At 53.7% G+C, this 25,887-nt stretch carries 23 protein-coding genes, 1 tRNA gene and 1 rRNA gene; 4 read left to right on the top strand and 21 right to left on the bottom strand.

All coding sequences use genetic code 11. The features are described 5' to 3' along the window. Positions 1 to 23 precede the first annotated feature (23 nt). Together B498_RS03525 and rrf are read left to right on the top strand one after the other, a co-directional pair. A tRNA-Thr gene (locus B498_RS03525) sits at positions 24 to 99 on the top strand. Between the two features lie 43 nt (positions 100 to 142). Then, positions 143 to 258 (top strand): 5S ribosomal RNA (gene rrf / locus B498_RS03530). A gap of 106 nt (positions 259 to 364) precedes the next feature. Here the strand turns inward: rrf and B498_RS03535 are convergent. The 7 genes from B498_RS03535 to B498_RS03565 form a co-directional block, all read right to left on the bottom strand. Further along, complete coding sequence (locus B498_RS03535; RefSeq protein WP_008502871.1) at positions 365 to 1,123, bottom strand: amino acid ABC transporter ATP-binding protein; 759 nt, start codon at positions 1,121 to 1,123, stop codon at positions 365 to 367. 7 nt (positions 1,124 to 1,130) lie between these two features. Further along, positions 1,131 to 2,234 (bottom strand): amino acid ABC transporter permease, encoded by a 1,104-nt coding sequence (locus B498_RS03540; RefSeq protein WP_008502870.1) that lies wholly within the window; start codon positions 2,232 to 2,234, stop codon positions 1,131 to 1,133. Between the two features lie 9 nt (positions 2,235 to 2,243). Continuing rightward, positions 2,244 to 3,425, bottom strand: coding sequence for an amino acid ABC transporter permease (locus tag B498_RS03545; RefSeq protein WP_008502869.1), 1,182 nt, complete (start codon positions 3,423 to 3,425; stop codon positions 2,244 to 2,246). 67 nt (positions 3,426 to 3,492) lie between these two features. Then, positions 3,493 to 4,518, bottom strand: a complete 1,026-nt coding sequence (locus B498_RS03550; protein WP_008502868.1) for an amino acid ABC transporter substrate-binding protein — start codon at positions 4,516 to 4,518, stop codon at positions 3,493 to 3,495. A 474-nt stretch (positions 4,519 to 4,992) separates the two neighbouring features. After that, on the bottom strand, positions 4,993 to 5,214 hold the full coding sequence (locus B498_RS03555) for a lipoprotein (protein ID WP_008502867.1): 222 nt from the start codon (positions 5,212 to 5,214) through the stop codon (positions 4,993 to 4,995). 304 nt (positions 5,215 to 5,518) lie between these two features. Further along, entirely contained in the window at positions 5,519 to 8,632 is a 3,114-nt protein-coding gene (locus tag B498_RS03560) for an efflux RND transporter permease subunit (protein WP_008502866.1), read from the bottom strand. An 11-nt stretch (positions 8,633 to 8,643) separates the two neighbouring features. After that, complete coding sequence (locus tag B498_RS03565) at positions 8,644 to 9,783, bottom strand: efflux RND transporter periplasmic adaptor subunit (RefSeq protein WP_008502865.1); 1,140 nt, start codon at positions 9,781 to 9,783, stop codon at positions 8,644 to 8,646. A gap of 388 nt (positions 9,784 to 10,171) precedes the next feature. Between B498_RS03565 and envR the strand changes: the two genes are divergently transcribed. After that, entirely contained in the window at positions 10,172 to 10,891 is a 720-nt protein-coding gene (gene envR, locus B498_RS22575; RefSeq protein ID WP_008502864.1) for an acrEF/envCD operon transcriptional regulator, read from the top strand. On the opposite strand, the gene B498_RS03570 is transcribed toward envR, so the two are convergent. The 14 genes from B498_RS03570 to B498_RS03635 form a co-directional block, all read right to left on the bottom strand. Next, entirely contained in the window at positions 10,807 to 12,888 is a 2,082-nt protein-coding gene (locus B498_RS03570) for a putative bifunctional diguanylate cyclase/phosphodiesterase (RefSeq protein ID WP_008502863.1), read from the bottom strand. The two genes, envR and B498_RS03570, sit on opposite strands and share 85 nt — an antisense overlap. A 138-nt stretch (positions 12,889 to 13,026) precedes the next feature. Next, positions 13,027 to 13,191, bottom strand: coding sequence for a DUF2556 family protein (locus B498_RS03575; protein WP_008502862.1), 165 nt, complete (start codon positions 13,189 to 13,191; stop codon positions 13,027 to 13,029). Positions 13,192 to 13,368: 177 nt separating this feature from the next. Beyond that, a complete protein-coding gene (fis, locus tag B498_RS03580; RefSeq protein ID WP_000462905.1) occupies positions 13,369 to 13,665 on the bottom strand; it encodes a DNA-binding transcriptional regulator Fis in 297 nt (98 codons plus the stop codon). Positions 13,666 to 13,688: 23 nt separating this feature from the next. Continuing rightward, a complete protein-coding gene (gene dusB, locus B498_RS03585; RefSeq protein WP_008502861.1) occupies positions 13,689 to 14,654 on the bottom strand; it encodes a tRNA dihydrouridine synthase DusB in 966 nt (321 codons plus the stop codon). A 330-nt stretch (positions 14,655 to 14,984) separates the two neighbouring features. Next, positions 14,985 to 15,725, bottom strand: coding sequence for a carbonic anhydrase (locus B498_RS03590; protein WP_021242291.1), 741 nt, complete (start codon positions 15,723 to 15,725; stop codon positions 14,985 to 14,987). Positions 15,726 to 15,852: 127 nt separating this feature from the next. Beyond that, positions 15,853 to 16,734 carry a 50S ribosomal protein L11 methyltransferase gene (gene prmA, locus B498_RS03595; RefSeq protein WP_008502859.1) on the bottom strand — a complete coding sequence of 294 codons (882 nt, stop codon included), beginning with the start codon at positions 16,732 to 16,734 and terminating at the stop codon, positions 15,853 to 15,855. A gap of 11 nt (positions 16,735 to 16,745) precedes the next feature. Beyond that, positions 16,746 to 18,197, bottom strand: a complete 1,452-nt coding sequence (gene panF / locus B498_RS03600; RefSeq protein ID WP_008502858.1) for a sodium/pantothenate symporter — start codon at positions 18,195 to 18,197, stop codon at positions 16,746 to 16,748. Then, a complete protein-coding gene (locus B498_RS03605; RefSeq protein ID WP_008502857.1) occupies positions 18,187 to 18,429 on the bottom strand; it encodes a YhdT family protein in 243 nt (80 codons plus the stop codon). Before B498_RS03605 ends, panF begins: the two co-directional genes overlap by 11 nt. A gap of 108 nt (positions 18,430 to 18,537) precedes the next feature. Continuing rightward, positions 18,538 to 19,887, bottom strand: coding sequence for an acetyl-CoA carboxylase biotin carboxylase subunit (accC, locus tag B498_RS03610; protein WP_003860388.1), 1,350 nt, complete (start codon positions 19,885 to 19,887; stop codon positions 18,538 to 18,540). A gap of 10 nt (positions 19,888 to 19,897) precedes the next feature. Next, the gene (gene accB / locus B498_RS03615; RefSeq protein ID WP_008502856.1) at positions 19,898 to 20,362 is read right to left on the bottom strand and encodes an acetyl-CoA carboxylase biotin carboxyl carrier protein; all 465 of its coding nucleotides are present in this window, start codon (positions 20,360 to 20,362) and stop codon (positions 19,898 to 19,900) included. A 21-nt stretch (positions 20,363 to 20,383) separates the two neighbouring features. Continuing rightward, a complete protein-coding gene (gene aroQ, locus B498_RS03620) occupies positions 20,384 to 20,836 on the bottom strand; it encodes a type II 3-dehydroquinate dehydratase (protein WP_008502855.1) in 453 nt (150 codons plus the stop codon). A 234-nt stretch (positions 20,837 to 21,070) separates the two neighbouring features. Then, positions 21,071 to 21,670 (bottom strand): protein-methionine-sulfoxide reductase heme-binding subunit MsrQ, encoded by a 600-nt coding sequence (gene msrQ, locus B498_RS03625; RefSeq protein WP_008502854.1) that lies wholly within the window; start codon positions 21,668 to 21,670, stop codon positions 21,071 to 21,073. Continuing rightward, the gene (gene msrP, locus B498_RS03630) at positions 21,671 to 22,672 is read right to left on the bottom strand and encodes a protein-methionine-sulfoxide reductase catalytic subunit MsrP (RefSeq protein WP_008502853.1); all 1,002 of its coding nucleotides are present in this window, start codon (positions 22,670 to 22,672) and stop codon (positions 21,671 to 21,673) included. Between the two features lie 77 nt (positions 22,673 to 22,749). Beyond that, positions 22,750 to 23,724 (bottom strand): MDR family oxidoreductase, encoded by a 975-nt coding sequence (locus B498_RS03635; RefSeq protein ID WP_008502852.1) that lies wholly within the window; start codon positions 23,722 to 23,724, stop codon positions 22,750 to 22,752. Positions 23,725 to 23,906: 182 nt separating this feature from the next. On the opposite strand from B498_RS03635, the gene csrD reads away from it, so the two are divergent. Next, a complete protein-coding gene (gene csrD / locus B498_RS03640) occupies positions 23,907 to 25,847 on the top strand; it encodes an RNase E specificity factor CsrD (RefSeq protein WP_008502851.1) in 1,941 nt (646 codons plus the stop codon). Positions 25,848 to 25,887 lie beyond the last annotated feature (40 nt).

Genomic DNA, 25,887 nt, shown 5'->3' with positions numbered 1-25,887 from the left:
CTGCCAGGCATCAAATTTAGCGTGCTGATATGGCTCAGTTGGTAGAGCGCACCCTTGGTAAGGGTGAGGTCCCCAGTTCGACTCTGGGTATCAGCACCACTTTATACTTAGGTTAAAGTTCGGCAAGAAGTAAAAGAATTTGTCTGGCGGCTTTAGCGCGGTGGTCCCACCTGACCCCATGCCGAACTCAGAAGTGAAACGCCGTAGCGCCGATGGTAGTGTGGGGTCTCCCCATGTGAGAGTAGGGAACTGCCAGGCATCAAACAAGTGAGAAGGCCATCCGAAAGGATGGCCTTTTTGCGTTATGATTCTCGTGAAAACGGTAGGCCCGGTAAGCGCAGCGCCACCGGGCAAAAAGATCTGATTAATGAATCACCTGCGACAGGAATGCTCGCGTACGTTCTGACTTCGGATGCGCAAAGAACTCATCTGGCGGCGCCTGCTCAACAATCTCCCCACGATCCATAAAGATCACCCGGTCAGCCACGGTTCGCGCGAACCCCATCTCATGCGTGACACACAGCATGGTCATGCCGGATTGTGCCAGTCCAATCATGGTATCCAGAACCTCCTTCACCATTTCCGGATCGAGGGCTGATGTCGGTTCATCAAACAGCATAATTTTCGGTTTCATACACAGTGAACGGGCGATAGCCACACGCTGCTGCTGTCCACCCGATATCTGACCAGGAAACTTATTGGCATGCTCTGCGATACGTACACGCTCCAGATAGTGCATTGCCAACGCCTCGGCTTCCTTTTTCGGCATCTTTCGTACCCAAATCGGTGCGAGCGTACAGTTCTGCAGAACGGTCAGGTGCGGAAAAAGATTAAAGTGCTGAAATACCATTCCCACTTCCTGACGCACGCGTTCGATATTGCGGATATCTTCATTCAGCTCGATACCATCAACCACGATGCGTCCTTGCTGATGCTCTTCAAGGTGGTTAATACAGCGAATGGTTGTGGATTTCCCGGAGCCGGACGGGCCGCACAGGACGATGCGCTCTCCCTGCTTGACCTTAAGATTAATATCCTTCAGGACATGAAACTGTCCGTACCATTTGTTCACGTCTTCCAGCGTAATCATCGCGTCGGCGGGTGTCATAGTTATTTGGCTCATATTTTCCTCAGTGCGGTGTACGCCCGGTGTTAAAGCGCTGTTCCAGATGCTGGCTGTAGCGCGACATGCTAAAACAAAAGATCCAGTAGATCAGGGCAGCAAAGACATATCCTTCGGTGGACATACCCAGCCAGACAGGGTCAACGGTTGCCTGTTGTACGCTGCTAAAGAGATCGAACAACCCGATGATGATCACCAGGCTGGTATCCTTGAAGAGGGCAATGATCGTGTTGACCAGGCCCGGGATGACCAGCTTGAGTGCCTGGGGAAGAATGACCAGTCCCTGCGTTTTCCAGTAGCCGAGAGCCAGTGATTCCGCCGCTTCGTACTGGCCTTTAGGCAACGCCTGCAGACCACCGCGCACAACTTCAGCGACATAGGCGGACTGGAAGAGAATCACCCCGACCAGGGCACGGATCAGTTTGTCGATCGTTGTTCCTTCTGCCATAAATAGCGGCAGCATGACCGATGACATAAACAGAACGGTGATAAGCGGTACGCCGCGCCAGAACTCAATGAAGATAACGGAGAGCACGCGAACGATCGGCATTTTTGAACGCCGTCCGAGGGCAAGTAAAATCCCCCACGGCAGAGCACCGGCTATCCCCACTGACGCGATAATCAACGTCAGCGTCAGTCCGCCCCACTGGCGTGTTTCAACGCGTTCCAGCCCCAGAAAACCGCCATACAAGAGCACCCAGACAATAATTGGATAAACCACTGCCCAGACGGCAATATAGCGTCCACGATGAGGCAGCTTTTTCCAGAACATGACCGCAACAGAGAGCAGGCCGATAACCAGCGCGAGATTAATCCGCCAGCGCTGTTCATGCGGATACAATCCATACATGAACTGACCGAAACGTTCATGAATAAACACCCAGCAGGCACCGGCTTTTGTACAGTCAGCTCGGGTTGAACCGACCCAGTTGGCCTGTAAAAACGCCCAGTTCAGCAGGGGAGGAATCAATTCCCACATGAGCCACAGGCAGACAATCGTCAGCAGGCTGTTACTCCAGCTGGAGAACAGATTCTTTCGCGCCCAGAGAATGAAACGTCCACCTGTCGAGTTGGCAGGGCGCGAGGCGTGCGACAGTATCGCTTTTGTCATCATAGATCCTTAGCGCTCGACCAGTGCTATACGACGGTTATAGAGGTTCATCAGCAGTGAAATTACCAGGCTGATGATGAGATAGACAGACATGGTGATGGCTATGGTTTCAATGGCTTGTCCGGTCTGGTTAAGCACGGTTCCGGCGAAGAGTGAAACCATATCCGGGTAACCAATAGCGGCGGCCAGCGACGAGTTTTTGACGATGTTAAGATACTGGCTGGTCAGAGGCGGAATGATGACCCGCAACGCCTGCGGAATAATGACCTGGCGAAGCGTCACCGTATGCGGTAATCCTAATGAGCGTGCCGCTTCGTGTTGCCCGTGCGGGACGGCCTGGATCCCGGCACGAATAATCTCAGCGATAAAGGCTGAGGTATAAATCGATAGCGCCAATGTCAGGGCCGCCAGCTCAGGAATTAACACCATTCCCCCCTGGAAGTTAAAGCCTCGCAGATGGGGAACATCCCAGTGCAACGCGGCGCCAAACAGCCAGTGTGCCACTAGTGGCAGGCTAACGATCAGGATGACTGCGGTGGGCCAGGTTCTACGAAGCTGACCGGTTTTGATCTGATGCTTGCGGTTAAAACGGAATACCCCAGCGGAGAGGGCAAGCGCTATCACAATTGCGCCGATGAAAGCATACAGTCCTTCGCCCGGCTGAGGAGAAGGAATGGACAACCCACGGTTACTCAGGAAAAACAGCTCAAACGCGTCGACGGCCTGACGGGGACCAGGAAGGTTACGCAGTACGGCGAAATACCAGAAGAAGATCTGCAGCAGCGGGGGGATATTGCGGAACGTCTCGATATAAACCGTCGACAGCTTCCGCAGGAGCCAGTTTTCAGAAAGACGCGCCAGGCCAATAAAGAAGCCCAGTATCGACGCGAAGACGATACAAAGCGCCGATACCAACAGCGTATTCAGTAAACCGACCACGAATACGCGTCCGTACGTGTCACCTTCCTGGTAATCAATAAGATGCTGAACAATGCCAAAGCCCGCGCTGCGATCCAAAAACGCAAAACCGGAGGTAATGCCGCGATTGTTCAGGTTCGTGATGGTGTTATGGATGAGATACACGGCGATGAGAACAACCGCAACAATAGCAATAATCTGGAATAGCCAGGCGCGGACCGCGGGATGAGAAAAGGATAGCGATCCTTTTACGGCTGAGCGGCGATGGGACATAAAGAAACCTCAGTAACCATGACTCTGGAGTGGGCACTGCATGAGCAGTGCCCGTTACAGCTATGACTTAACGTACTGGTGGCGCGTACTGAATACCGCCGTTGTTCCAGAGATTGTTCTGACCGCGTTTGATCTTCAGCGGGCTTTCCGATCCCACGTTGCGTTCAAAGATCTCCGAGTAGTTGCCCACCTGTTTGATGATGTTGTAAGCCCATTTATTATCCAGCTTCAGATCTTTGCCGAAATCACCTTCTTTACCGAGCAGGTGCGCCATATCCGGGTTAGATGGATTAGCCGCTTTCTCATCCACGTTTTTCGAGTTGATGCCCATCTCTTCTGCGTTCAGCATGGCAAACAGCGTCCAGCGAACAATGGAGAACCAGTCTTCATCGCCACGACGAACGACGGGTCCGAGAGGTTCTTTGGAGATCACTTCAGGCAGGACAATCCACTCTGCCGGATTGCTCAGCTTAATGCGTAAGGCGTACAGCTGTGACTGGTCAGAGGCCAGCGTGTCGCAACGGCCCGATTCCAGCGCTTTAGCCGACTCATCCGAGCGGTCGAATGTCACTGGCGTGTATTTCATGTTATTTGCTTTGAAATAATCGGCGACGTTCAGCTCGGTATCGGTACCCGCCTGAATACAAACGGTCGCACCATCCAGCTCTTTGGCGCTTTTCAGGCCTGCTTTATTGTGGGTCAGGAAGCCGATCCCGTCATAATAGGTCACGCCCGTAAATGACATCCCCATACCCGCGTCGCGGGAGGAGGTCCAGGTGGTATTACGGGAGAGCATGTCAACCTCGCCGGACTGCAGTGCCGTAAAGCGTTCTTTTGCCGTCAGCGGGGTATATTTTACCTTGCTGTCATCGCCAAAAACGGCGGCGGCAACACCACGGCAGACATCTACATCAATACCGGTAAATTTGCCGTTCGCATCGGCATAAGAGAAGCCAGGCAAACCGTCACTGATACCACATTGAACAAAACCTTTCTTTTTAACGGCATCCAGTGTCGTTCCCGCATGGGCTTGACCGGCTACGGCAAACATCAAGCCTGCAGCGGCCAGGCTGGCTATCATCGTCTTTTTCATAATGCTTCCTGTGTGGCGAAATTTATCGTTATAGAGGCGTTTTTTAAACGCTTTACCTGTCTGTGGCTTTGGCCAACGTTTATAAAGCAAACGTAATGCCAGTTTTGCGTTCGGCAAAATAAGAGATGAGTGAACGCTTAATGCTGAGTGTAGACAGGCTTAAATAAAACGAGCGCCCTGAAACGGTGCGAAATTACAACCTGTGCCACAAATTGGAGCAAAAGTTTTGAGGCGCGCCAGAAAAAAGAAGAGATAGTTTCCAGAGTGAATATTGGCAGGATATTCAATAATATTAATGTGTGAAAATCATCACAATAGAACAGGTAATTTAAAAAAGTGTACGAAAAAGATGTGACTGGCTTCAGGCTGAAATGAAAGGCACGAATAAATACGGGGCTATTTTTTTACTTCTTTGAAAATAGTGCACTGATTAAAAGCAAAAGCGCGGCCAGAGCCGCGCTTTCTTAACTGATGTTACTTCGTCAGGGCAACAATACCCAGCGTCAAGCCCGCCACTGCGGCAGCGCCGCCGGCGATAGCACCTGCTGTTTCCCAGTTGTCCTGGGTGGTGCCTTTCATACAGGTATTGGTATGAACCAGTCGGCCCTGGTCGTCGTAAACCGGTACACATGGAGAGTCGTGCGCGCAACCAGCAAGCAGCGCAGCGAGTAGTGCAACGGAAATGAATCTTTTCATGATGTTACCTCAGTATTATTTCTCGTCCGCTATAAAGCCAGGAGGGCAATTAACGAACTGGAGGTTATTTTACCACCGGGGTAAGTCCGCGTTACACGAGGAATAATCTCAAATTATGTAGTTTGTAAAAATCGTGGAGAAAAATCGATTTCCGGACGAATTAATGGAGACATTATGAAGGGGTAAGAGAGTGTTTTTACTTAATGCAAATCACTGTATTTTTAACATGGCTTTTGCTTAATGCCTAATTCATTGTTTATGTTAAAAATAAAAAAGGCACCAGAGGTGCCTTTTTAGGGAAATGTTAATCTTTATGGCGGGTAAAGCGTCGACGAACAACCACAAAGAAGACGGGCACGAAGAAAATCGCCAGAAGCGTTGCGGAAAGCATTCCCCCCATCACACCCGTACCGACGGCGTTTTGCGCACCGCTCCCGGCTCCGGTACTGATCACCAGCGGCATGACGCCAAGGATAAAGGCCAGGGAGGTCATCAGGATCGGTCGAAGGCGCATCCTTGACGCTTCAAGCGTAGCTTCAATGATGCCTTTACCTTCTTTCTCCATCAGGTCTTTAGCAAATTCGACGATCAGGATGGCGTTTTTCGCCGACAGACCAATTGTGGTCAGCAGGCCGACCTGGAAATAGACGTCATTGTTTAACCCGCGCAGCGAGGCTGCGAGAAGGGCCCCGATGACCCCCAACGGCACAACCAGCATAACGGAGAACGGAATGGACCAGCTTTCATACAGCGCTGCCAGACACAGGAACACCACGATCAGTGAAATGGCGTACAGTGCAGGCGCCTGATTACCTGAAAGTCGCTCCTGGTAAGACATTCCCGTCCAGTCATAACCGATGCCGGAAGGCAATTTTGCCGCGAGGCTTTCCATCATAGCCATGGCCTCACCGGTACTTTTACCCGGGGCTGATTCGCCGAGGATCTCCATCGAAGGCATTCCGTTGTAGCGCTCCAGACGAGGTGAACCATAAACCCAGTGAGCGTTGCTAAAGGCTGAGAACGGCACCATTTCCCCGTTCGCGCTGCGCACATAAAGGTTGTTAATATCCCCTGGCAACATACGGAATTTCGCGTCGGCCTGTACATAGACTTTTTTCACGCGGCCATGATCGATAAAGTCATTCACATAGGTGCCCCCTAAGGCCGTCGAAATCGTCTGGTTGACGTCAGAAAGACTGACGCCCAGCGCCTGTGCTTTCTCCTGATCGACATCCAGTTTGAACTGAGGCGTATCTTCAAGACCGTTAGGACGCACGCGCACCAGCAGATCAGGGTGCTCTTTCACCATGCCGAGCAGCTGGTTACGCGCCTGCGTCAGCTGGGTATGCCCCAGGTTTGCCTGATCGATAAGTTCAAAGTCGAAGCCCGTTGCGGTACCTAACTCAATAATAGCGGGCAGGTTAAACGGGAATACAAGGCCGTCTTTAATCTGACTGAAAGCTTTTGTCGCGCGACCCACAATGGCTTCAACGCCATTTTCCGCCCCAGGACGCTCTTCCCAGGGCTTCAGGCTGATGAAGGCAATACCGGAGTTCTGACCCTGGCCGCTAAAGCTAAAGCCGTTTACAGTAAAGACGGATTCAACATTTGCTTTCTCTTTGTTCAGGTAGTAGTCCTGAACCTGGTCGAGAACCTGCTGAGTACGCGTCTGGGTTGCCCCCGCCGGGAGCTGAACCATTGTCATAAACACCCCCTGATCCTCTTCGGGGAGGAAGGAGGTCGGTAAGCGCAGGAAGAGCACCGCCATTCCACCGACAATAATGACGTACACCAACAGATAGCGTCCGGTCTTGCGCAAGATACCGCTCACGCTGTTACTGTAGTGCTCAACGCTCTTATCAAAGAGCGCATTAAACCAGCCGAAGAAACCCCCTTTTTTGTCATGATGATCCGCTGATACAGGCTTAAGCAACGTTGCACAGAGCGCTGGCGTCAGGATTAGCGCAACCAGTACTGACAATGCCATAGCGGAAACGATGGTCAGCGAGAACTGGCGATAGATCGCCCCCGTCGAGCCGCCAAAAAAGGCCATCGGGATAAAGACCGCCGAGAGCACCATGGCGATCCCCACCAGTGCCCCCTGGATCTGTCCCATCGATTTCTGCGTAGCCTCTTTCGGCGGCAGCTTGTCCTCGACCATGACGCGTTCAACGTTCTCAACGACCACGATAGCGTCATCAACCAGCAGACCTATCGCCAGCACCATGCCGAACATTGTCAGGGTATTGATGGAGAAACCGAACGCCGCCAGAACCGCGAAGGTACCCAGCAGAACGACCGGAACCGCGATAGTCGGGATGAGCGTTGCCCGCAGGTTTTGCAGGAACAAGTACATAACCAGGAAGACGAGAATAATCGCTTCAAACAGGGTCTTCACCACTTCGTGGATGGAGATTTTCACAAACGGTGTGGTGTCATAGGGGTAGACGGCTTTTAGCCCCTGCGGGAAGAACGGCTGCAGTTGTGCCAGCTTGCTCTTGATGGCTGCCGCTGTATCCAGCGCATTTGCCCCTGTTGCCAGCTTAATCCCCAGGCCGGTTGCCGCCTGCCCGTTGATTTTTGTCACCATGTTGTAGTTTTCGCCACCCAGTTCAATGCGAGCCACATCCTTCAGATGCACCATCGAGCCGTCCTGGTTCACCTTGAGCGTCACGCGGCCAAACTCTTCCGGTGATTTCAGGCGGGTTTGCGCGATGATCGAGGCATTCAGCTGCTGTCCTGGGATGGATGGCGTCCCGCCCAACTGGCCTGCCGCTATCTGGTCGTTCTGCGTTTTCAGCTGGTTGATAATATCCAGCGGCGTCAGCTGGTATTTGTTCATCGCATTGCTGTCGAGCCAGATACGCATCGCATACTGGGCACCGAACAGCTGCACGTCTCCGACCCCAGACGTTCGGCTGATGGCATCTTTGACGTTCGAGGCAACATAGTCGGAGATGTCATTCTGCGTGAGGTTTTTGTTGTCTGAAACAAAACCGGCGACCAGCAGGAAGCTACTGCTGGACTTCTCAACGCCAATCCCTTGCTGCTGCACCTCTTGCGGCAGCAGCGGCATGGCGAGCTGCAGCTTGTTCTGCACCTGCACCTGGGCGATGTCCGGATCGGTTCCGGACTCGAAGGTCAGGGTGATGGTGACGTTACCCGCTGAATCGCTGGTGGAGGACATATACATCAGGTTATCGATACCGTTCATGTTCTGCTCGATAACCTGGGTCACGGTATCCTGCACTGTTTGAGCATCTGCTCCCGGGTAGGTCGCGGATATCGCCACGGCGGGAGGCGCAATGGTCGGATACTGTGCGACGGGAAGTTTGAGAATGGCCAGCCCACCAGCAATCATCAAAATGATGGCAAGTACCCAGGCGAAAACCGGTCTCTGAATAAAGAAATTAGCCATGTCGTCGTCCCTTAACTGGCTGGAGCGGTGGTGGTATCAGGCGTGGCGACGACGGTTACGCCCGGTCTGACCTTTTGTAGCCCGCTAACAATCACGCGGTCACCGTTTTTCAGCCCTTCCGTCACCAGCCAGCGGTCGCCAATCGCCTGAGGCGCAACGACGGTGCGAGACTCAACCTGATTTTTATCGTTCACCACCATCACGGTGGCATCGCCTCGCGGCGTACGAGTCACGCCTTGCTGGGGAACCAGAATCGCATTCGGCTGCGTACCTTCATCAATCCGGGCGCGAACGAACATACCCGGTAACAGCAGATGTTGAGGATTCGGGAAAATGGCGCGCAGGGTAATCGAGCCGGTACTTTGATCCACCGTGACGTCTGAGAACTGCAATGTGCCTTTCAGCGGATAGGGCTGCCCGTTCTCCATCAGTAGCTCAACGCTGCTGGCGGTATCGCCTTTTTGCAGGCTCGTCTGCTTCAGGCGCAAAAAATCATTACTGGACTGGGTGACATCGACATACATCGGATCAAGCTGCTGAACCGTTGCCAGCGCCGCTGCCTGCCCGTTGGTGACCAGCGCCCCTTCCGTTACGCTGGATTTGCCGATGCGACCATCAACGGGCGATGTCACTTTGGTATAGGCAAGGTTGATGCGCGCGCTTTCAACGCCCGCTTTGGCGGCGACGACGCTGGCGTCTGCCTGCTGGGCCGTGGCCACGGCCTGGTCATACTCCTGCTTGCTGACATACTGTGTACCGACCAGCGGGAGATAACGTTTCACCGTCAGGTGAGCAATATTGGCCGCCGCCTGGGCCTTCGCCAGCTCGCCTTTGGCGTTGTCGTAAGCCGCCTGATAGGTTGCAGGATCAATCTGGTAAAGCGAATCTCCAGCTTTTACATCGCTGCCCTCCGTGAAGTTGCGACGCAGGATAATACCGCTAACCTGCGGACGAACCTCTGCAACGCGGAACGCATCTGTTCTGCCCGGGAGTTCAGTGGTGACAGCCAGCGGTGCGCTTTTCACAATATGCACACTGACCTGGGGAGCCTGCGGATGTTGTTGTTGGTTTTCCTGGCCATCGCATCCTGAGAGCAGCACAGCGCAGACAATGAAACCGGCTAAGGGTAAGCGTCTGAAATGATTCGTCATTACTGTTCCTTTAAATACCCGGTAACCGATATTTAGCGTGAATCGGTAGCAGGGGCAGCGGGATAAAAAAATAAAATGTAGCTGCGTATAATAATGAGGGTATTTAATGTTTTTTAATTTATAAGTGCGAATGGCAAGGTCTGAGCAGAAAAATCAGAATCAGACTCGGTTTATTTCTTTGTCTTCTTCCGGCAAGCTAATCAGTTAAATAGCGCTTAATGTGCCTCATTTATTCATGGCGTGAATTTAAACTTAAATATGTATTTAGCTAAGCTATAAATTAAGAAGATTGACTTTTTTTGTGCAAAACTAAAACGGGAATTGGTGAATACTTTCGTTCTCCTGACCTGTGTTACGTATAAACTTTGTGAGTAGCGAGTCGTTGTCTATGGCGCGGAAAAAGAAAGAAGAAGCTCAACAAACCCGGCAGCAGTTGATTGAGGCGGCTATCGGGCAGTTTGCGACGCGTGGCGTAGCCAACACCACGCTGACGGACATCGCGGATGCTGCAAATGTGACGCGCGGTGCAATCTATTGGCACTTCACCAGTAAAGCTGAAATATTTAATGCCATCTGGGAGCAGCAATTACCGCTTCGCGACATTATTCGCGACAGGCTTTCCCTTTCCGAAGGTGATGATCCATTGTTAATACTTCGTGAGCAATTTATTACTGCGTTGCAGTATATTGCGCGTGAGCCTCGACAATGTGCACTTTTACAAATTCTGTATCATAAATGTGAATTTAGCAGTGACATGATTTCAGAGAGAGACATCAGAAAACGGATTGGATTCAATTATGACACGCTGCGTGCCTCGCTGGAGGCCTGTATTTCACGGAACATCATTTCGCCAAAGGTAAATGTTGATCTGACCTTGATTGTATTCCACGGCTTTTTTAGCGGAATAATTAAAAACTGGTTAATGAATAACGAAAGTTTCAATCTTTATCAGCAGGCACCCGCCCTGGTCGATAGCATTCTGGCGACACTCCCTGTCATTCGCGTATCGCCTCATGATGATGCTTACAGCCCTGCGCCAGGTAGCATCTCCCCTCGTGCACAAAGCGCCTCTATGGTTTGCGCGCTGACGGGTTTACCTAACAGATAACCCTGAAGGGTGTTGCAGCCCAACTCGGTCAAAAAGGCCTGCTGTGCTTCGGTTTCTACGCCTTCAGCCACGACTTTCAGATTGAGTGTTTTGGCGAGGGCTACAATCGCGGAGACAATGGTGGCATCCTCGCTTTCTCCGCTGAGCTCTTTCACGAACGCCCTGTCGATTTTCAATTCACAGGCGGGTAAGCGCTTGAGGTACAGCAGGCTTGAATAGCCGGTGCCAAAATCATCAATGGAGGCCTTTACGCCCGCTTCCGTCAGCTCTGTCAGCACCCGTACACTTTCATCCGGGTTGCTCATTGCCGTGGTTTCCGTCACCTCCAGGATCAACATTTCTGGTGGCACATGATGAAGTGCCAGGCAGTTGAGAACCGTGTTGACCAGCGAAGGCTGTTCAAACTGCAGCGTCGACAGGTTTACCGCCATTGACCAGCTTTGATGTCCCTGAAGATGCCATTCACGCAGCTGGCGACAGGCTTCATTAATTACCCAGTTGCCGATAGGGATAATCAGCCCCGTTTTTTCCGCCAGCGGCAGGAAAAGGTCCGGGGTCAGTAACCCCTGCTTAGGATGCTGCCAGCGCAATAACGCCTCAAATCCAAGGAGAGGGCCGGCGGGGGCGTGAAATTTTGGCTGATACAGCAGGCGGAGCTCATTGCGATCGATCGCCATCCACAGATCGTTCATTAACTGAAGGTGGGTCTGCGCCAGCGTATTCATCGAGGGCTGGAAAAAGTGGTAACCGTTCCGGCCCATATGCTTGGTATGGTACATCGCCGCATCGGCGTTAAACATGAGCTCACGTTCGGTTTTGCCGTCGTGAGGATACAGCGCGATCCCAATGCTGAGGGTGACCATCAGTTCATAGTGCTCGAGGTTGAACGGGCTATCGATCGCGCGCACCAGCGAATTCGCCAGCGATGCCGCATCGTCCGGGCCTTCCCCCTCAGCCAGCAGAACAAACTCATCACCGCCGATACGTGCCAGGGTGAACTGGCCCTTCAGGAGATGCAGCAGGCGCTCCGTTACGGCAATCAGCAGCTTGTCACCGACATCATGGCCGTAAGCGTCATTGATGGCTTTAAAGCCGTCGAGATCCATGAACATCAGGGCAAAATGGGTCCCCTCGCGATCGGCTTTGCTGATGGCCTGATCGAGTCGGTCTTCCAGCAGGATACGGTTGGGCAGCCGCGTCAGGGTATCGTGCAGGGCCAGCTGTGCGAGTTCCCGGTTAGCTTCTGCAAGGGACGAGGCCAGAAGGGCGGTACGCGCCTGAAGGCGGGCGTCCAGCATTGATACCAACAGGGTAATCCCAAGAATAGAGAGCGCGACAACGCTCACCAGCACCGCCAGCCAGCTCCCGTTAATACCCTCATGGTGAACCATTGTGGACATCGGAAACTGTGCGGCTTTCATCCCGGCGTAGTGCATCCCGGCAATGGCTATGCCCATGGTGATGGCGGCACCCGTGCGCATCAGCACGACCTGCGCGACGTCGTGACGCAGGCGGAAGGTCAGCCATAATGCCGTGAGTGAAGCGGCAAGCGCAATGGCGACCGAAATGGCCACCCAGACCTTGTCCCAGATTATCCCGGGCATCACTTCCAGCGCGGCCATGCCGGTGTAATGCATGGCAACAATACCGCTTCCCATCACCAGCGCACCGGGCAGCAGACGGCGCAAGCGTAATTGATCGCAGCTCACGAGCCAGAGCGCGAACAGTGACGACCCGACGGCGACGACCATGGATAACGCCGTCAGGCTGGCGTTGTAGCTCATGCTCATGGAGAGATCCATCGCCAGCATGCCGATAAAATGCATGGCCCACACGCCGATGCCCATTGCAATACCGCCGCCAGCCAGCCAGACGCGGGCAGCGACACCCTCACTCCCGGCGACACGTGCCGCCATATTCAGTGCGGTATACGCGGCAAGGATGGCAACAACAAAGGAGAGGACAACAAGGATATGGTTGTATTGGCTGACCAGCATGGACGGTTCTACTCGAGTGTGGGGTTACGCTAGAGCGGTTGAGAAGGGCGAGACATTATCACCGTCGGGTAATGGCTCAAAGGGATTTAAATCCCCGTTTTTAGTGGGTAATCACGGGGAGTTTGCGCAATCAGGCGGCTAGTCGAGCTCTGAACAGTTTACGAGTTTCAGGGGATTCACGGAGTTCATATTGCGACACTTATCGGTTTCGGTGCTCATCAGTTCAATCCACTGCATCAGAAGTGCATCGAAAATCAAAACGGAGATTGCAAAGACAACCAGCCACCAGTATTTACGAATCATTGTTTCATTCCGCGAGAAGAGCGCCAGTAAAGTGGGGGAAATATACACCAAAAGCGGCGGTTTTAAAGCGGGATAAGCGAAGGTTTACAAAGCGTTGACGGAGTGAAGCAGGGAATAAAAAAGGCGCTTCCCCATGCCGAAGAGCGCCTTTTTAAACAAGCATTTAACTGACTAGTATCAGTTCATGCCGTATTTTTTCAGTTTCTTACGCAGAGTACCACGGTTGATACCCATCATCAGCGCAGCGCGGGTTTGGTTACCGCGGGTGTATTGCATCACCATGTCCAACAGTGGCTGTTCAACTTCAGCCAGTACCAGCTCATACAGGTCATTAACATCCTGACCGTTCAGTTGAGCAAAATAGTTCTTCAGTGCCTGTTTAACCGAGTCACGCAGGGGCTTTTGAGTTACCTGATCCTGAGAGTTAACGGTAGAAACGGTCAGTACGTCAGAATTTACGCGTTGTTCGAACATAGTTCTGTCAGCTCTTTATTTCATTACGCAAGATTTTCGAAGTATGCCTCCAACGCCTCCAGCTGTTCGCTGGCATCCTCAATGGCGTTGAATGTGCGCCGAAACTGGTCATCTGGAGCGTGCTCCTGGAGATACCAGGAAACGTGTTTACGCGCAATTCGGTACCCTTTCGCCTGACCGTAGTGGTCATGCAGTTCCCGAACATGCGAACAAAGCAAGCGCTTAACCTCTGCCAGAGGCAGGGGAGCAAGCAGCTCTCCAGTGTCCAGATAATGCTGGATTTCCCGAAAGATCCAGGGTCTTCCCTGAGCGGCACGTCCTATCATCAGAGCATCAGCTCCCGTATAGTCGAGCACCGCTCTGGCTTTAAGCGGGTCAGTTATGTCGCCATTCGCGATAATCGGAATGGAAACTTTCTGCTTAACTGCCCGAATGCTGTCGTATTCAGCTTCACCGTTGAACAAACAGGCGCGCGTGCGTCCATGAATGGTCAGGGCCTGAATGCCACAGTCTTCGGCCAGTTGGGCAATCTCTACACAGTTACGGTGTTCCGGCGACCAACCCGTGCGAATCTTTAACGTAACAGGAACGTCCACTGCGCTGACAACCGCCGTCAGGATAGCTTTCACCTGGTCGGGGTATTGCAGAAGGGCTGAACCTGCAAGCTTGCGATTCACTTTTTTGGCCGGGCACCCCATATTGATATCAATAATCTGGGCACCACTTTCCACGTTGATACGCGCGGCATCTGCCATCTCTTCAGGCACGCTTCCGGCAATTTGCACGGTGCGAATACCGGGTTCATCAATGTGCACCATCCGAAGGCGGGATTTATCGCTTTCCCAAACCTGCGGGTTAGACGACATCATCTCGGATACGGTTAAACCGGCTCCCATCTCATAGCACAGCGTCCTGAACGGCCGGTCGGTAATACCTGCCATAGGGGCTGCGATCAGGCGATTTCTAAGCTGGTGGTGTCCGATGCGCATGAGTTAAGAAATGACCATACTGTGACTGCAAGGCGGCGTATATTACGCATTTTTTGCACGAGATGAAAGGCCAAACTTTGAACAATCCACTGTTGTAGATCAAGGAATCGCCGCGCAATCTTTCCGTTAAGAATTATTCACTATTTAAATCATTGTGTTAGGCAGGAATGGCTATTTTATGAGCGCTTACAATTTCCCGTAACTTCTCATCATTTCTGAATAAATGGCTTACCTGAGCGGGATAATCTGCTGTTTTTAGCAGCAGATTTTCCCTCTTCTTTGCGATCTACGTCGCATTTTAGAACATGATCTTAAGCCTCAGAATGGGCGTTATTCGACCACAACGCGCCCATGCAGAGACTGTACCGGGCGGTTATTATCGTGATGCATGGTATGGGTAAATTTCTCAAGCTGTTCTGCTGAGACGGTTAACGGCTGTTTGAGCACGATCCAGGTGACCCCTTCAGAACACGGTGGCGTGGTCAGAGATCCGCTAAAGCGCCAGTAGGTTTTCACCTTCGGCAGCAGCTTGTTCAGGTTGAGATCCTTCTCAATGGAGACGTTCTGTTCAGCCTGCTGCGGCATCACGCTCCACAGCTTATCCAGCTCCGGATTCGCAGCCCCTTTATCAAACATGACGGCTACCACGGTCAGCTCACCCGCGCTGTTTTTATGTACCAGATGCATCTCCATCGCGTACTTCTTGCCGTGCACGGTGTTTTCGCTTGGTGCATGGAAGTGGAACTGCTGGAGCGTCCAGGTTTGCTTGTCCAGAGTGATGGTGTCACGGGTGTCAGCCTGTTCGCTAGCCTGAATGGTATGGCCATTATTGGTCAGCGTTACAGGACCATCAATGTAGTGTGTTTGCAGCGGGGAGAGATGGGCGTTAGCGGTCGAATCAATATTTATCGGAGACTGGTTCATCCCGCTCTGGCAGGTCTTGTAGGCCTCGTCCAGTTCACCCCAGTGTTCCGGTGAACCTTCCCCTTCATAGCCCCAGTGTGATGCGAATGCTGAAGCCGAAACCATGCTCAGCGCAAACAGCGCTGCCTTGCCTGTAATGTGTTTCATCATATTCTTCCGGTGAATTTTTTAATACAAATCAACATGATTTGTGTGGTTATTTTACCGAAGAATGGGAGAGGGAGAGAGGATTATCAGTGGGAGAGAGGCGTGGTCAGAGGACCACGCCAAATGCTTATTTTTTACGACCGGTAATACGGCACCACTCTTCTTTCTCCACCACCGGGTCGAGAGCGAAAAGATCGGCGTAGGCTTCACACACGCTGTCTGCCTGGCTTGCCAGGATACCCGAAAGTCCCAGCAGACCGCCCTCAACGGGCAGCACGCTGATTAACGGAGCCAGCTCGCGCAGTGGGCCCGCCAGAATGTTTGCAACCACCACATCGGCTTTCATGGCTTCTGGCTGTGCATCCGGCAGATACAGCTCCAGTCGATCGGAAACGCCGTTGCGCTCGGCGTTGTCGCGACTGGCCTGAATCGCCTGCGGATCGATATCGATCCCGATAGCTTTTGCCGCGCCCAGTTTCAGGGCGGCAATCGCAAGGATCCCGGATCCACAGCCGAAGTCGATCACCGTCTTACCATCCAGATCGAGACCATCCAGCCACTGCAGGCACAGGGAGGTCGTTGGATGGGTGCCGGTACCAAACGCCAGACCCGGATCGAGCATGACGTTAACCGCGTTTTCATCAGGAACCTCGCGCCAGCTTGGGCAGATCCACAGACGCTTGCCGAACTGCATCGGATGGAAGTTATCCATCCATTCGCGTTCCCAGTCTTTGTCTTCCAGCTGTTCGATTTTGTGCGCAAAGCCCGCGCCCAGCAGAGGGTGGTTTTCCAGAATCGCGACGACCTCTTTCATGTCGGTTTCAGCATCGAACAGGCCAATCACGTCGGTATCGCCCCACAGGCGGGTTTCGCCCGGCAGCGGTTCAAAGACCGGCGTGTCATGCGTGTCCTGGAAGGTGATAGAGACCGAGCCGGCCTCCATCAGCGCATCGCTCAGCTCTTCGGCGTTCGCGCCGGTTGTATTCAGTTTTAGTTGGATCCACGGCATGGCAAAACTCTTTATTTATCAGTAGAAATCATAGCGGGCTGTGGGACGGGCTGACCGAAACGGTTCCCCACCACAAACGCCAGTAAACTTAGCAGTAACGAAGGCACAATCGGATGGAAGCCCAGGTACTGAATCTTAAACGTTGCGAGGACGGCGTACAGCACGCCGCCAACAATCATCGCGCTCAGCGCACCGGCAGCATTTGCGCGTTCCCAGTAGAGCCCTAACACCAGCGGCCACAGGAATACCGCCTCAAGCCCACCAAATGCCAGCAGGTTCAGCCAGATGATCATCTCCGGCGGGCGCCATGCGGCTAACAGCAGCAACGCGCCTAGCACCAGCGTAATCACCGCTGACATATGCTTCAGGCGACGTTCATTTTCAACCTGTTCAGGGCGCAGGTTCAGATAGAGATCTTTAATGATCGTAGCGGAACTTTGCAGTAACTGAGCGTTGATGGTCGACATAATGGCGGCCATTGGCGCGGCGAGGAAAATCCCGGCGGCAAAGGGGGGCAGCACTTTGACCATCAGCGTCGGGATCACCAGATCCGGCACGGTAAGATCGGGGATTACCGCGCGCCCTAATGCCCCCGCCAGATGCATACCAAACATCAGGACAGCGACCACAATCGTCCCGATGATGATGCCCTTGTGAACGGCTTTGCTGTCTTTATAGGAGATACAGCGCACGGCGGTATGCGGCAGACCAATTACTCCGAAGCAGACTAACACCCAGAATGAGGTCATAAAGGTCGGAGAGAGGATATCATCTGCGCCCTGCGGCGAGACCAGTTTCGGGTCAATCGCTTCCAGGGTTTCCACCGCGTGAGTGAGTCCACCCGCCGCATGAACAATCCCCACCAGCAGAACGATCGTACCGATGAGCATCACCATTCCCTGCAGCGTATCGTTCAGCACGCTGGCGCGGAATCCGCCAAACGCAGTATAGAGCGCGATGCTTACCCCGAAGATGATGAGGCCTGTCTCGTAAGGGATGCCGGCCGCCGTTTCCAGCAGACGCGCACCGCCGATAAACTGTACGGTCATCGCACCGATAAACGCCACCAGCAGGCTCAAGCTCGCCAGCCACACCAGCAAGCGGCTCTGGTAACGGGCAAAGAGCATATCGTTGAGCGTCACGGCATTGTAACGGCGCGCCAGAATGGCAAATTTTTTACCCAGTATGCCCAGCGAGAGCCAGACGGCAGGCAGTTGGATCATCGCCAGCAAAACCCAGCCTAACCCGTATTTGTAGGCCGCACCGGGGCCGCCAATAAACGAGCTGGCGCTGATATAGGTCGCGGTCAGCGTCATTGCCAGCACAACGCCGCCCATCGAACGGCTGCCGAGGAAATACTCGTTCAGAAAGGCACCGGTCGTTCTTTTGCGCATGGCGTAAATGGACAATCCAAATACGACCAGCAGGTAAGCGACAAGCGGCAGAATGACTTCAAGCTGCATCATCGTCCTCCAGCGGAATATCCCGGTAGATAAATTTCACCATTGCCCAGCACAGCAGGATAAACACCAGCGGAACCAGCAGGCAGGCCAATTCGAACCAGTGCGGCAGGCCGGCGATGCCAATAGCAGAGTCTGGTAAGTAAGCGGTTACTAACCATGCAGCAAGATAGAGAAGGGTCAGCCACAGCGCCCAGCGCGCTTCTTTATGGGCCTGAACAAAACGTTTGTCCATTTTTTGTCCCTTGTGGATGAAGAAAGCGGGGATTGTACATGATGAGGCTTTCCAGGCCCCAGAAATAAAAAAGGCCGGATAATCCGGCCTTTTCACAACACAGGTCTCTTACTTCTCGTTCAGACCGAGTTTTTTCTCCAGATAGTGGATGTTGGTTCCACCATTCTGGAAGTGCTCGTCGCTCATGATGCGCATCTGCAGATCAACGTTGGTTTTGATTCCGTCGATGATCAGTTCCTGCAGGGCGTTCTTCATGCGGGCAATCGCCACGTCACGGTTTTCGCCGTAGCAGATGAGCTTGCCGATCATTGAGTCATAGTACGGCGGTACGGTGTAACCGGCGTAGATATGAGACTCCCAGCGCACGCCAAAGCCACCCGGCGCGTGGAAACGCGTGATTTTACCCGGGCTTGGCAGGAAGGTGTTCGGGTCTTCGGCGTTGATACGGCATTCTACCGCATGGCCTTTCACCACCACTTCTTCCTGCTTGATGGACAGCGGCTGACCGGCTGCGATACGCAGCTGCTCTTTAATCAGGTCAACCCCGGTGATCATTTCGGTAACCGGATGTTCAACCTGAATACGGGTGTTCATCTCAATGAAGTAGAACTCGCCGTTTTCGAACAGGAACTCAAAGGTACCCGCTCCACGATAGCCGATATCGACACACGCTTTAGCGCAACGCTCGCCGATGTAGCGACGCAGTTCCGGAGTAATGCCCGGCGCTGGTGCTTCTTCGACCACTTTCTGGTGACGACGCTGCATGGAGCAGTCACGTTCTGCCAGATAGATTGCGTTACCCTGACCGTCAGCCAGCACCTGAATTTCGATGTGGCGTGGGTTTTCCAGGTATTTTTCCATGTACACCATGTCATTGCTGAAAGCGGCTTTCGCTTCTGCTTTGGTCATGGAGATGGACTGTGCCAGTTCAGCATCGCTGCGCACAACGCGCATACCGCGACCGCCGCCGCCGCCGGACGCCTTGATGATAACCGGGTAGCCAATGCGTTTAGCATGAGCACGGTTAGCATCCATGTCGTCGGTCAGAGGGCCGTCAGAGCCTGGTACGGTTGGTACACCGGCTTTTTTCATCGCGGTGATCGCAGACACTTTGTCGCCCATCAGGCGGATGGTGTCGGCTTTCGGGCCGATGAAGATAAAGCCAGAGCGTTCAACCTGCTCAGCAAAGTTGGCGTTCTCAGAGAGGAAGCCGTAACCCGGATGAATTGCCACCGCGCCGGTGATTTCAGCGGCGCTGATGATAGCCGGGATGTTCAGATAGCTTTTTACGGACGGAGCCGGGCCAATACAGACCGTCTCATCCGCCAGCAATACGTGTTTTAAATCGCGATCCGCGCTTGAGTGCACAGCGACAGTCTTGATGCCCAGTTCTTTACAGGCACGAAGAATACGCAGTGCGATCTCGCCGCGGTTGGCGATAACAATTTTATCCAGCATGTACGCCTCGTTACTCGATGACGACCAGCGGCTCGTCAAATTCAACCGGCTGACCACTTTCGACCAGAATCGCTTTCACAGTACCTGATTTGTCTGCTTCGATCTGGTTCATCATTTTCATCGCTTCAACGATGCACAGGGTATCGCCTACGTTGACTTTCTGACCCACTTCGATGAACGCCTTCGCGTCCGGGCTCGGGGTGCGGTAGAAAGTACCAACCATTGGGGAACGTACGATGTGACCACTGATTTCTGCTGCAGCGGCAGGTGCGGCTTCAGCTGCTGCTGGTGCAACGGCTGCGGAGAGCGCAGGCTGCTGCACTGGCGCAGCGTAAGCTTGCTGCATTACCGGGAAGCTAGCGGCTGGGGCTGCACGGCTGATGCGTACAGACTCTTCGCCTTCAGAAATTTCCAGTTCGGAGATGCCTGATTCTTCAACCAGCTCGATCAGTTTTTTAATCTTACGAATATCCATGAGTGGGTTCCGTACTCTTGTTTAGTGTGATTGTGACAAGCGTTTTACCGCTGTCTGTAAAGCGTATGAATAGCCGTCTGCGCCCAGTCCACAGATAACGCCAGCAGCGATATCCGACAGATACGAGTGGTGACGGAACGGCTCTCGGGCGTGCACGTTACTCAGGTGGATCTCGATAAACGGGATACTCACCGCAAGCAGTGCGTCGCGGATAGCAACACTGGTGTGCGTAAACGCGGCCGGATTGATCAGGATATAGTCCACATTGTCTTTAGCCTGATGAATACGGTCGATGATTGCGTACTCCGCGTTTGACTGAAAATGATCCAAATCCACATTCAGCGACGCTGCTTCCGTGCTCAAACGGTTAACAATTTCGCTTAATGTCAGCGTGCCGTACTTCTCCGGCTCACGGGTGCCGAGCATGTTCAGGTTCGGTCCGTTCAAAACTAAGATCTGGAACTTATCAGTCATTATGCCGCTATCTCCTGCGATTTTCGGGTAAAAAACAAAATATACCGTCGAAGCGCAAATGTCACCTTTTCAGAGGCCAAAAACCACTGTCAGGCGAACCAAGGTCGCACATTATAACGATTTCGTAGCATTTGGCAGCTAAATACTGGTCTTATCAGGGAAGATTATCAACCGCAATCCAAAAAAGATTTGCGGTTGAGAGGCAATCTGCGGGAAAACGCACAGTTTCGCGAACTATCGCAACCACTGGCGGAACTTCTTGTAACGCCATGCTAAAAGCGCCACGGCCGCCAGCGCGTAAAGGACCGGCTGCGGAGAGAGGATCTTCACCGACCACAGATAATGAATGGGTGCGAGGATCGCGACAAGATAGACGAAGTTATGCAGCAACTGCCAGCGACGGCCCAACTTTCGCTGCGCATATTGCGTGGATGTCAGCGCTAACGCCAGTAAAATCACCCAGCTCACAATACCCAGCGTCAGATAAGGGCGCGTCACCAGTTCGCGGCCAAGCAGTGTCAGATTGTTAATTCCCAGTTCCAGCAGGGCATAGCTGGTCAGATGCAGCGTGGCCCAGGCAAAACACCATAGCCCCAAAAGCCGACGGGTGCGTATCAATAGTGGCTGTTTAGCGTAGCGCGCCAGCGGCGAGACGAGCAAGGTGGCCAGTAAAAATTTCAGAGCCATCCGACCGGTAAAATGCTGGATATCCTTGGCCGGATCGGCGCTAAAAAGCCCCTGGCTGGCGGCCCAGAACAGCCAGAGAAAGGGGAGTATTCCGGCTAAATGCAGCAGCACTTTCAGCCAGGTAATCTGTTTTGCCGTTAAACGCACTCAGAAGTTCTCCCGTAAATTGAGGCCACGGTACAGCGAGGCCACTTCATCCGCATAACCGTTAAACAGCAGCGTTGGCTGGCGCTTCACGTCCAGCGCGCCGCCGGAACCGATAAAACGCTCGGTCGCCTGCGACCAGCGCGGATGATCCACGTGCGGATTCACGTTGGCGAAGAAACCGTATTCGTCCGGAGCCGCCAGATTCCAGGTGGTTGGCGGACGCTCGCGGGTGAGCTTAATGCTGACGATAGACTTAATTCCTTTGAAACCGTATTTCCACGGCACGGTCAAACGGATGGGCGCGCCGTTCTGCGGCGGAAGCGCCTTGCCGTAAACGCCGACGGTCAGCAGCGTAAGAGGGTGCATGGCTTCGTCAAGGCGTAACCCTTCAACGTAGGGATACTCCAGCCCGCCGCCAATGAACCGGTCTTTCTGGCCCGGCATCTCGTCCGGCGCATACCGCGTCTGGAAAGCGACATATTTTGCGTTGCTGGTGGGCTCCACCATCGCCAGCAATTTATGCAGCGGGAAGCCGATCCAGGGCACCACCATCGACCAGGCTTCCACGCAGCGCATGCGGTAGATACGCTCTTCGAGCGGGAAACGGGTGGTCAGATCGTGGTGGTCCAGCGTCAGGGGTTTTGCCACTTCGCCGTCGATTTTCAGCGTCCACGGATCGGTTTTGAGACTACCGGCGTTGGCCGCAGGATCGGCCTTGTCGAGGCCAAATTCGTAGAAGTTGTTATAGCCCGTCACTTTATCTTCCGGCGTAAGCGTCAGTTTGTTCTGCCATTGGGCGGGTTTCGTAAAGGTGAGCGGGGCGCCGGAAGGGGCCTTCGGCCGATCGTTGCCTTTAAACCAGTCGAGCAGGTCAGCGTGAGCCGAAGGCGAGAGCGAGAGCGCGGTGGCGCTGATGCCAAGCATTTTCAGGATCTGGCGGCGCTGTAACATAAAGACAGACTCAGACGTTACGTCGGCTTCCGTCAGTTTTCGGTTTTTCATGGCATCCTCCGTCATGCGTTTTCCTAAGCATGACGGAGGAGAGTGATTCGCGCGAATATGTCACGAAAATTTGAAGATTAGGCGATTTTCACCAGCGCGCGACCGTGGAACTGGTTATCCATGATCTTACTGGCATAGTCCGGTGCCTGGCTGAGCGTAATCTCCGTGGCGCTCTCGGTGTAGAAAGATTCCGGCAAATCGCGCACCAGACGTTCCCATGCCTCAGTACGACGAGCCGCAGGTGTCATCACGGAATCCACGCCCTGCAGGCGGACGTTACGCAGAATGAATGGCATCACGGTGGTTGGCAGGGCAAATCCGCCCGCCAGCCCACAGGCGGCCACGCAGCCGCCGTAGTTCATCTGCGCCAGGACTTTTGCCAGCACTTTATCACCGACGGTATCCACCGCGCCCGCCCAGACCTGTTTTTCCAGTGGACGGGTTTCGGCGAATTCGTCACGGCTGAGAATGCGGTTTGCACCGAGCTGGCGCAGGTAATCGTGGGTACTTTCCCGACCGGAAACCGCCGCAACCTGATAGCCCAGCTTGTGCAGTAGCGTCACTGCCGTGCTGCCCACGCCCCCGCTGGCACCGGTGACGACAACTTCCCCCGATTCAGGGCGGATGCCTGCGTCTTCCAGCGCCATCACGCACAGCATCGCGGTAAAGCCTGCCGTGCCGACGATCATCGCCTTGCGGCCATCCATACCTTTCGGCATCGGCACCAGCCAGTCGCCCTTCACGCGCGCCTGCGTGGCCAGCCCGCCCCAGTGATTTTCACCTACGCCCCAGCCGGTGAGCAGGACCTGCTGGCCCGGATGGAAGCGCGGATCCTCGCTGGTATGAACCCGGCCAGCGAAATCAATTCCCGGCACCATAGGGAAATTTCGGATGATTTTACCCTTACCGGTAATCGCCAGCGCATCTTTATAATTTAAACTGGACCAGTCGATGTCGACGGTTACTTCGCCTTCCGGCAGACGACTCTCTTCTACCGCCTGCACTGAGGCAAGCGTTTTGCCGTCCTGCTGTTCTAAGATCAAAGCCTGCATACGGGGTCCTCTCGACTCATATGATTGGAAAATAATTTCTGAAGACTATACTCGCTCAGGGAAACGCAGTGCCGATTTAACGCAATAAATTGCCAGATACACCCGATTTGGTAGTATGCCGCATTTGACATGCAAGTTAGCGCTTACTCGCTACCCCATCAACCCACGGAGTAATCTCAAGGATGCGATTAACGACGAAGTTCTCAGCTTTTATCACCTTGCTGACGGGGCTTACCATTTTTGTCACCCTTCTGGGCTGCTCTCTGAGCTTTTACAACGCCATTCAGGACAAACTGGTTAACCGGGTACAGTCTGTTGCGTCGGTGATTGATACGCGTCTGCTGACGACGCCGCTGCCGGCACTCTCCAGGGAGCTCGATGAGTTGATGGTACCTGTTGATATTGTTCAGATCGACATTCAGCAGGGAAAGCATCGTGTGTTAAGCCACGAACGCCCGGGAAGCTATCGGCCTGCGGGCGTGGTGAGCCAGTATCGGGAAGTGACCGTACATTCCCTTAAAAATCCGGGGATGACCATACACATGGTCTATCTCGATCCGATGGCCAGCTATTTCCGTTCCATGATGACCACTGCGCCGCTCACCGTCGCGGTGGCGTTTATCGTCCTGCTGATCTTTCTCGCGGTCCGCTGGCTGCGCCGCCAGCTCTCCGGCCAGGAGCTGCTGGAGATGCGCTCCGTGCGGATCCTTAACGGTGAACGCGGCCCGCAGGTCCGTGGTTCAGTCCACGAATGGCCGTCACGCGCCAGCAGCGCGCTGGATACGCTGCTCTCGGAAATCCAGTTTGCCAGCGACCAGCGCAGCCGTATGGATACGCTGATCCGCTCCTATGCCGCGCAGGATAATAAAACCGGCCTCAACAACCGCCTTTTCTTTGATAATCAGCTCGCCACGCTGCTCGACGATTCGGAAAAAGTGGGGACGCACGGGGTGGTGATGATGGTTCGCCTGCCTGATTTCGATCTCCTGCGCGACACCTGGGGACAGCGGGCCGCGGAAGAAAATCTCTTTACGCTGATCAACCTGCTCTCCACCTTTATTATGCGCTACCCGGGCGCGCTGCTGGCCCGCTACCACCGCAGCGACTTTGCCGTGTTGCTGCCGCATCGGACGCTGAAGGAGTCGGAAAGCATCGCCAGCCAGCTGCTGAAGGCGGTTGATGCGCTGCCGCAGAGCAAAATGCTCGACAGGGACGATATGGTCCACATGGGGATCTGCGCCTGGCGTGGCGGACAATCGACAGAACAGGTGATGGAGCATGCGGAAGCGGCCACCCGCAACGCCGTGCTGCAGGGCGCGAACGGATGGGCGGTCTATGATGATTCGCTGCCGGAAAAAGGGCGCGGTAACGTGCGCTGGCGTACGTTGATTGAGCAAATGCTAAGTCGCGGCGGACCGCGTATTTATCAAAAACCCGCGGTCATGAAAAACGGCAACGTTCATCACCGTGAACTGATGTGTCGTATTTTTGACGGTACGGAAGAGGTTATTTCTGCGGAATATCTGCCAATGGTGCTGCAATTTGGGCTGTCCGAAGAGTATGACCGTCAGCAAATTAGCCGCTTGATTCCGTTTTTATCATTCTGGCCTGAAGAGAGCCTGGCGTTACAGGTCACCGTGGAGTCATTAATACGCCCGCGTTTTCAGCGCTGGCTGCGTGATACATTAATGCAATGCGAAAAATCGCAACGCAAACGCATTATTTTTGAACTTGCTGAGGCGGATGTAGGTCAACACATCAGCCGGTTACGTCCGGTGGTTCGTTTGATCAACGCGCTCGGCGCGCGCGTCGCGGTGACGCAGGCAGGTTTGACGCTGGTCAGCACCAACTGGATCAAGGAGCTGGATGTGGAGCTATTAAAGCTACATCCGGGGCTGGTAAGGAATATTGAAAAGCGCACGGAAAACCAGCTGCTGGTACAGAGCCTGGTTGAGGCGTGCAAAGGAACGCGAACACAGGTGTTTGCCGCGGGCGTACGCGCCAGAGGCGAATGGCAAATGTTAACAGAGCGCGGTGTAATGGGTGGTCAGGGGGATTTTTTTGCTGCCTCTCAGCCGCTTGACACCAATGTGAAAAAATATTTGCAAAGATACTCGGTTTGACCTGCCGTTTACGCTGTTTTCACGTAGAATATCGCGCCTG

The organism is Enterobacter sp. SST3 (genome assembly GCF_000286655.1).
Lineage (GTDB): Bacteria > Pseudomonadota > Gammaproteobacteria > Enterobacterales > Enterobacteriaceae > Enterobacter > Enterobacter roggenkampii.
Note: the sequence above shows the minus strand (reverse complement) of the source record. Positions and strands in the feature narration are given on the sequence as shown.

What these genes read in the sequence shown, in the direction of transcription:
- dusB (WP_008502861.1), bottom strand. Translation starts at nt 14,654, where the DNA reads ATGCGCATCGGACACCACCAGCTTAGAAATCGCCTGATCGCAGCCCCT.
- panF (WP_008502858.1), bottom strand. Translation starts at nt 18,197, where the DNA reads ATGCAGCTTGAAGTCATTCTGCCGCTTGTCGCTTACCTGCTGGTCGTA.
- B498_RS03575 (WP_008502862.1), bottom strand. Translation starts at nt 13,191, where the DNA reads ATGATTCGTAAATACTGGTGGCTGGTTGTCTTTGCAATCTCCGTTTTG.
- B498_RS03535 (WP_008502871.1), bottom strand. Translation starts at nt 1,123, where the DNA reads ATGAGCCAAATAACTATGACACCCGCCGACGCGATGATTACGCTGGAA.
- B498_RS03565 (WP_008502865.1), bottom strand. Translation starts at nt 9,783, where the DNA reads ATGACGAATCATTTCAGACGCTTACCCTTAGCCGGTTTCATTGTCTGC.
- envR (WP_008502864.1), top strand. Translation starts at nt 10,172, where the DNA reads ATGGCGCGGAAAAAGAAAGAAGAAGCTCAACAAACCCGGCAGCAGTTG.
- B498_RS03590 (WP_021242291.1), bottom strand. Translation starts at nt 15,725, where the DNA reads ATGAAACACATTACAGGCAAGGCAGCGCTGTTTGCGCTGAGCATGGTT.
- csrD (WP_008502851.1), top strand. Translation starts at nt 23,907, where the DNA reads ATGCGATTAACGACGAAGTTCTCAGCTTTTATCACCTTGCTGACGGGG.
- B498_RS03605 (WP_008502857.1), bottom strand. Translation starts at nt 18,429, where the DNA reads ATGGACAAACGTTTTGTTCAGGCCCATAAAGAAGCGCGCTGGGCGCTG.
- aroQ (WP_008502855.1), bottom strand. Translation starts at nt 20,836, where the DNA reads ATGACTGATAAGTTCCAGATCTTAGTTTTGAACGGACCGAACCTGAAC.
- B498_RS03560 (WP_008502866.1), bottom strand. Translation starts at nt 8,632, where the DNA reads ATGGCTAATTTCTTTATTCAGAGACCGGTTTTCGCCTGGGTACTTGCC.
- B498_RS03555 (WP_008502867.1), bottom strand. Translation starts at nt 5,214, where the DNA reads ATGAAAAGATTCATTTCCGTTGCACTACTCGCTGCGCTGCTTGCTGGT.
- msrP (WP_008502853.1), bottom strand. Translation starts at nt 22,672, where the DNA reads ATGAAAAACCGAAAACTGACGGAAGCCGACGTAACGTCTGAGTCTGTC.
- prmA (WP_008502859.1), bottom strand. Translation starts at nt 16,734, where the DNA reads ATGCCGTGGATCCAACTAAAACTGAATACAACCGGCGCGAACGCCGAA.
- B498_RS03550 (WP_008502868.1), bottom strand. Translation starts at nt 4,518, where the DNA reads ATGAAAAAGACGATGATAGCCAGCCTGGCCGCTGCAGGCTTGATGTTT.
- accB (WP_008502856.1), bottom strand. Translation starts at nt 20,362, where the DNA reads ATGGATATTCGTAAGATTAAAAAACTGATCGAGCTGGTTGAAGAATCA.
- B498_RS03635 (WP_008502852.1), bottom strand. Translation starts at nt 23,724, where the DNA reads ATGCAGGCTTTGATCTTAGAACAGCAGGACGGCAAAACGCTTGCCTCA.
- accC (WP_003860388.1), bottom strand. Translation starts at nt 19,887, where the DNA reads ATGCTGGATAAAATTGTTATCGCCAACCGCGGCGAGATCGCACTGCGT.
- B498_RS03545 (WP_008502869.1), bottom strand. Translation starts at nt 3,425, where the DNA reads ATGTCCCATCGCCGCTCAGCCGTAAAAGGATCGCTATCCTTTTCTCAT.
- B498_RS03570 (WP_008502863.1), bottom strand. Translation starts at nt 12,888, where the DNA reads ATGCTGGTCAGCCAATACAACCATATCCTTGTTGTCCTCTCCTTTGTT.
- B498_RS03540 (WP_008502870.1), bottom strand. Translation starts at nt 2,234, where the DNA reads ATGACAAAAGCGATACTGTCGCACGCCTCGCGCCCTGCCAACTCGACA.
- fis (WP_000462905.1), bottom strand. Translation starts at nt 13,665, where the DNA reads ATGTTCGAACAACGCGTAAATTCTGACGTACTGACCGTTTCTACCGTT.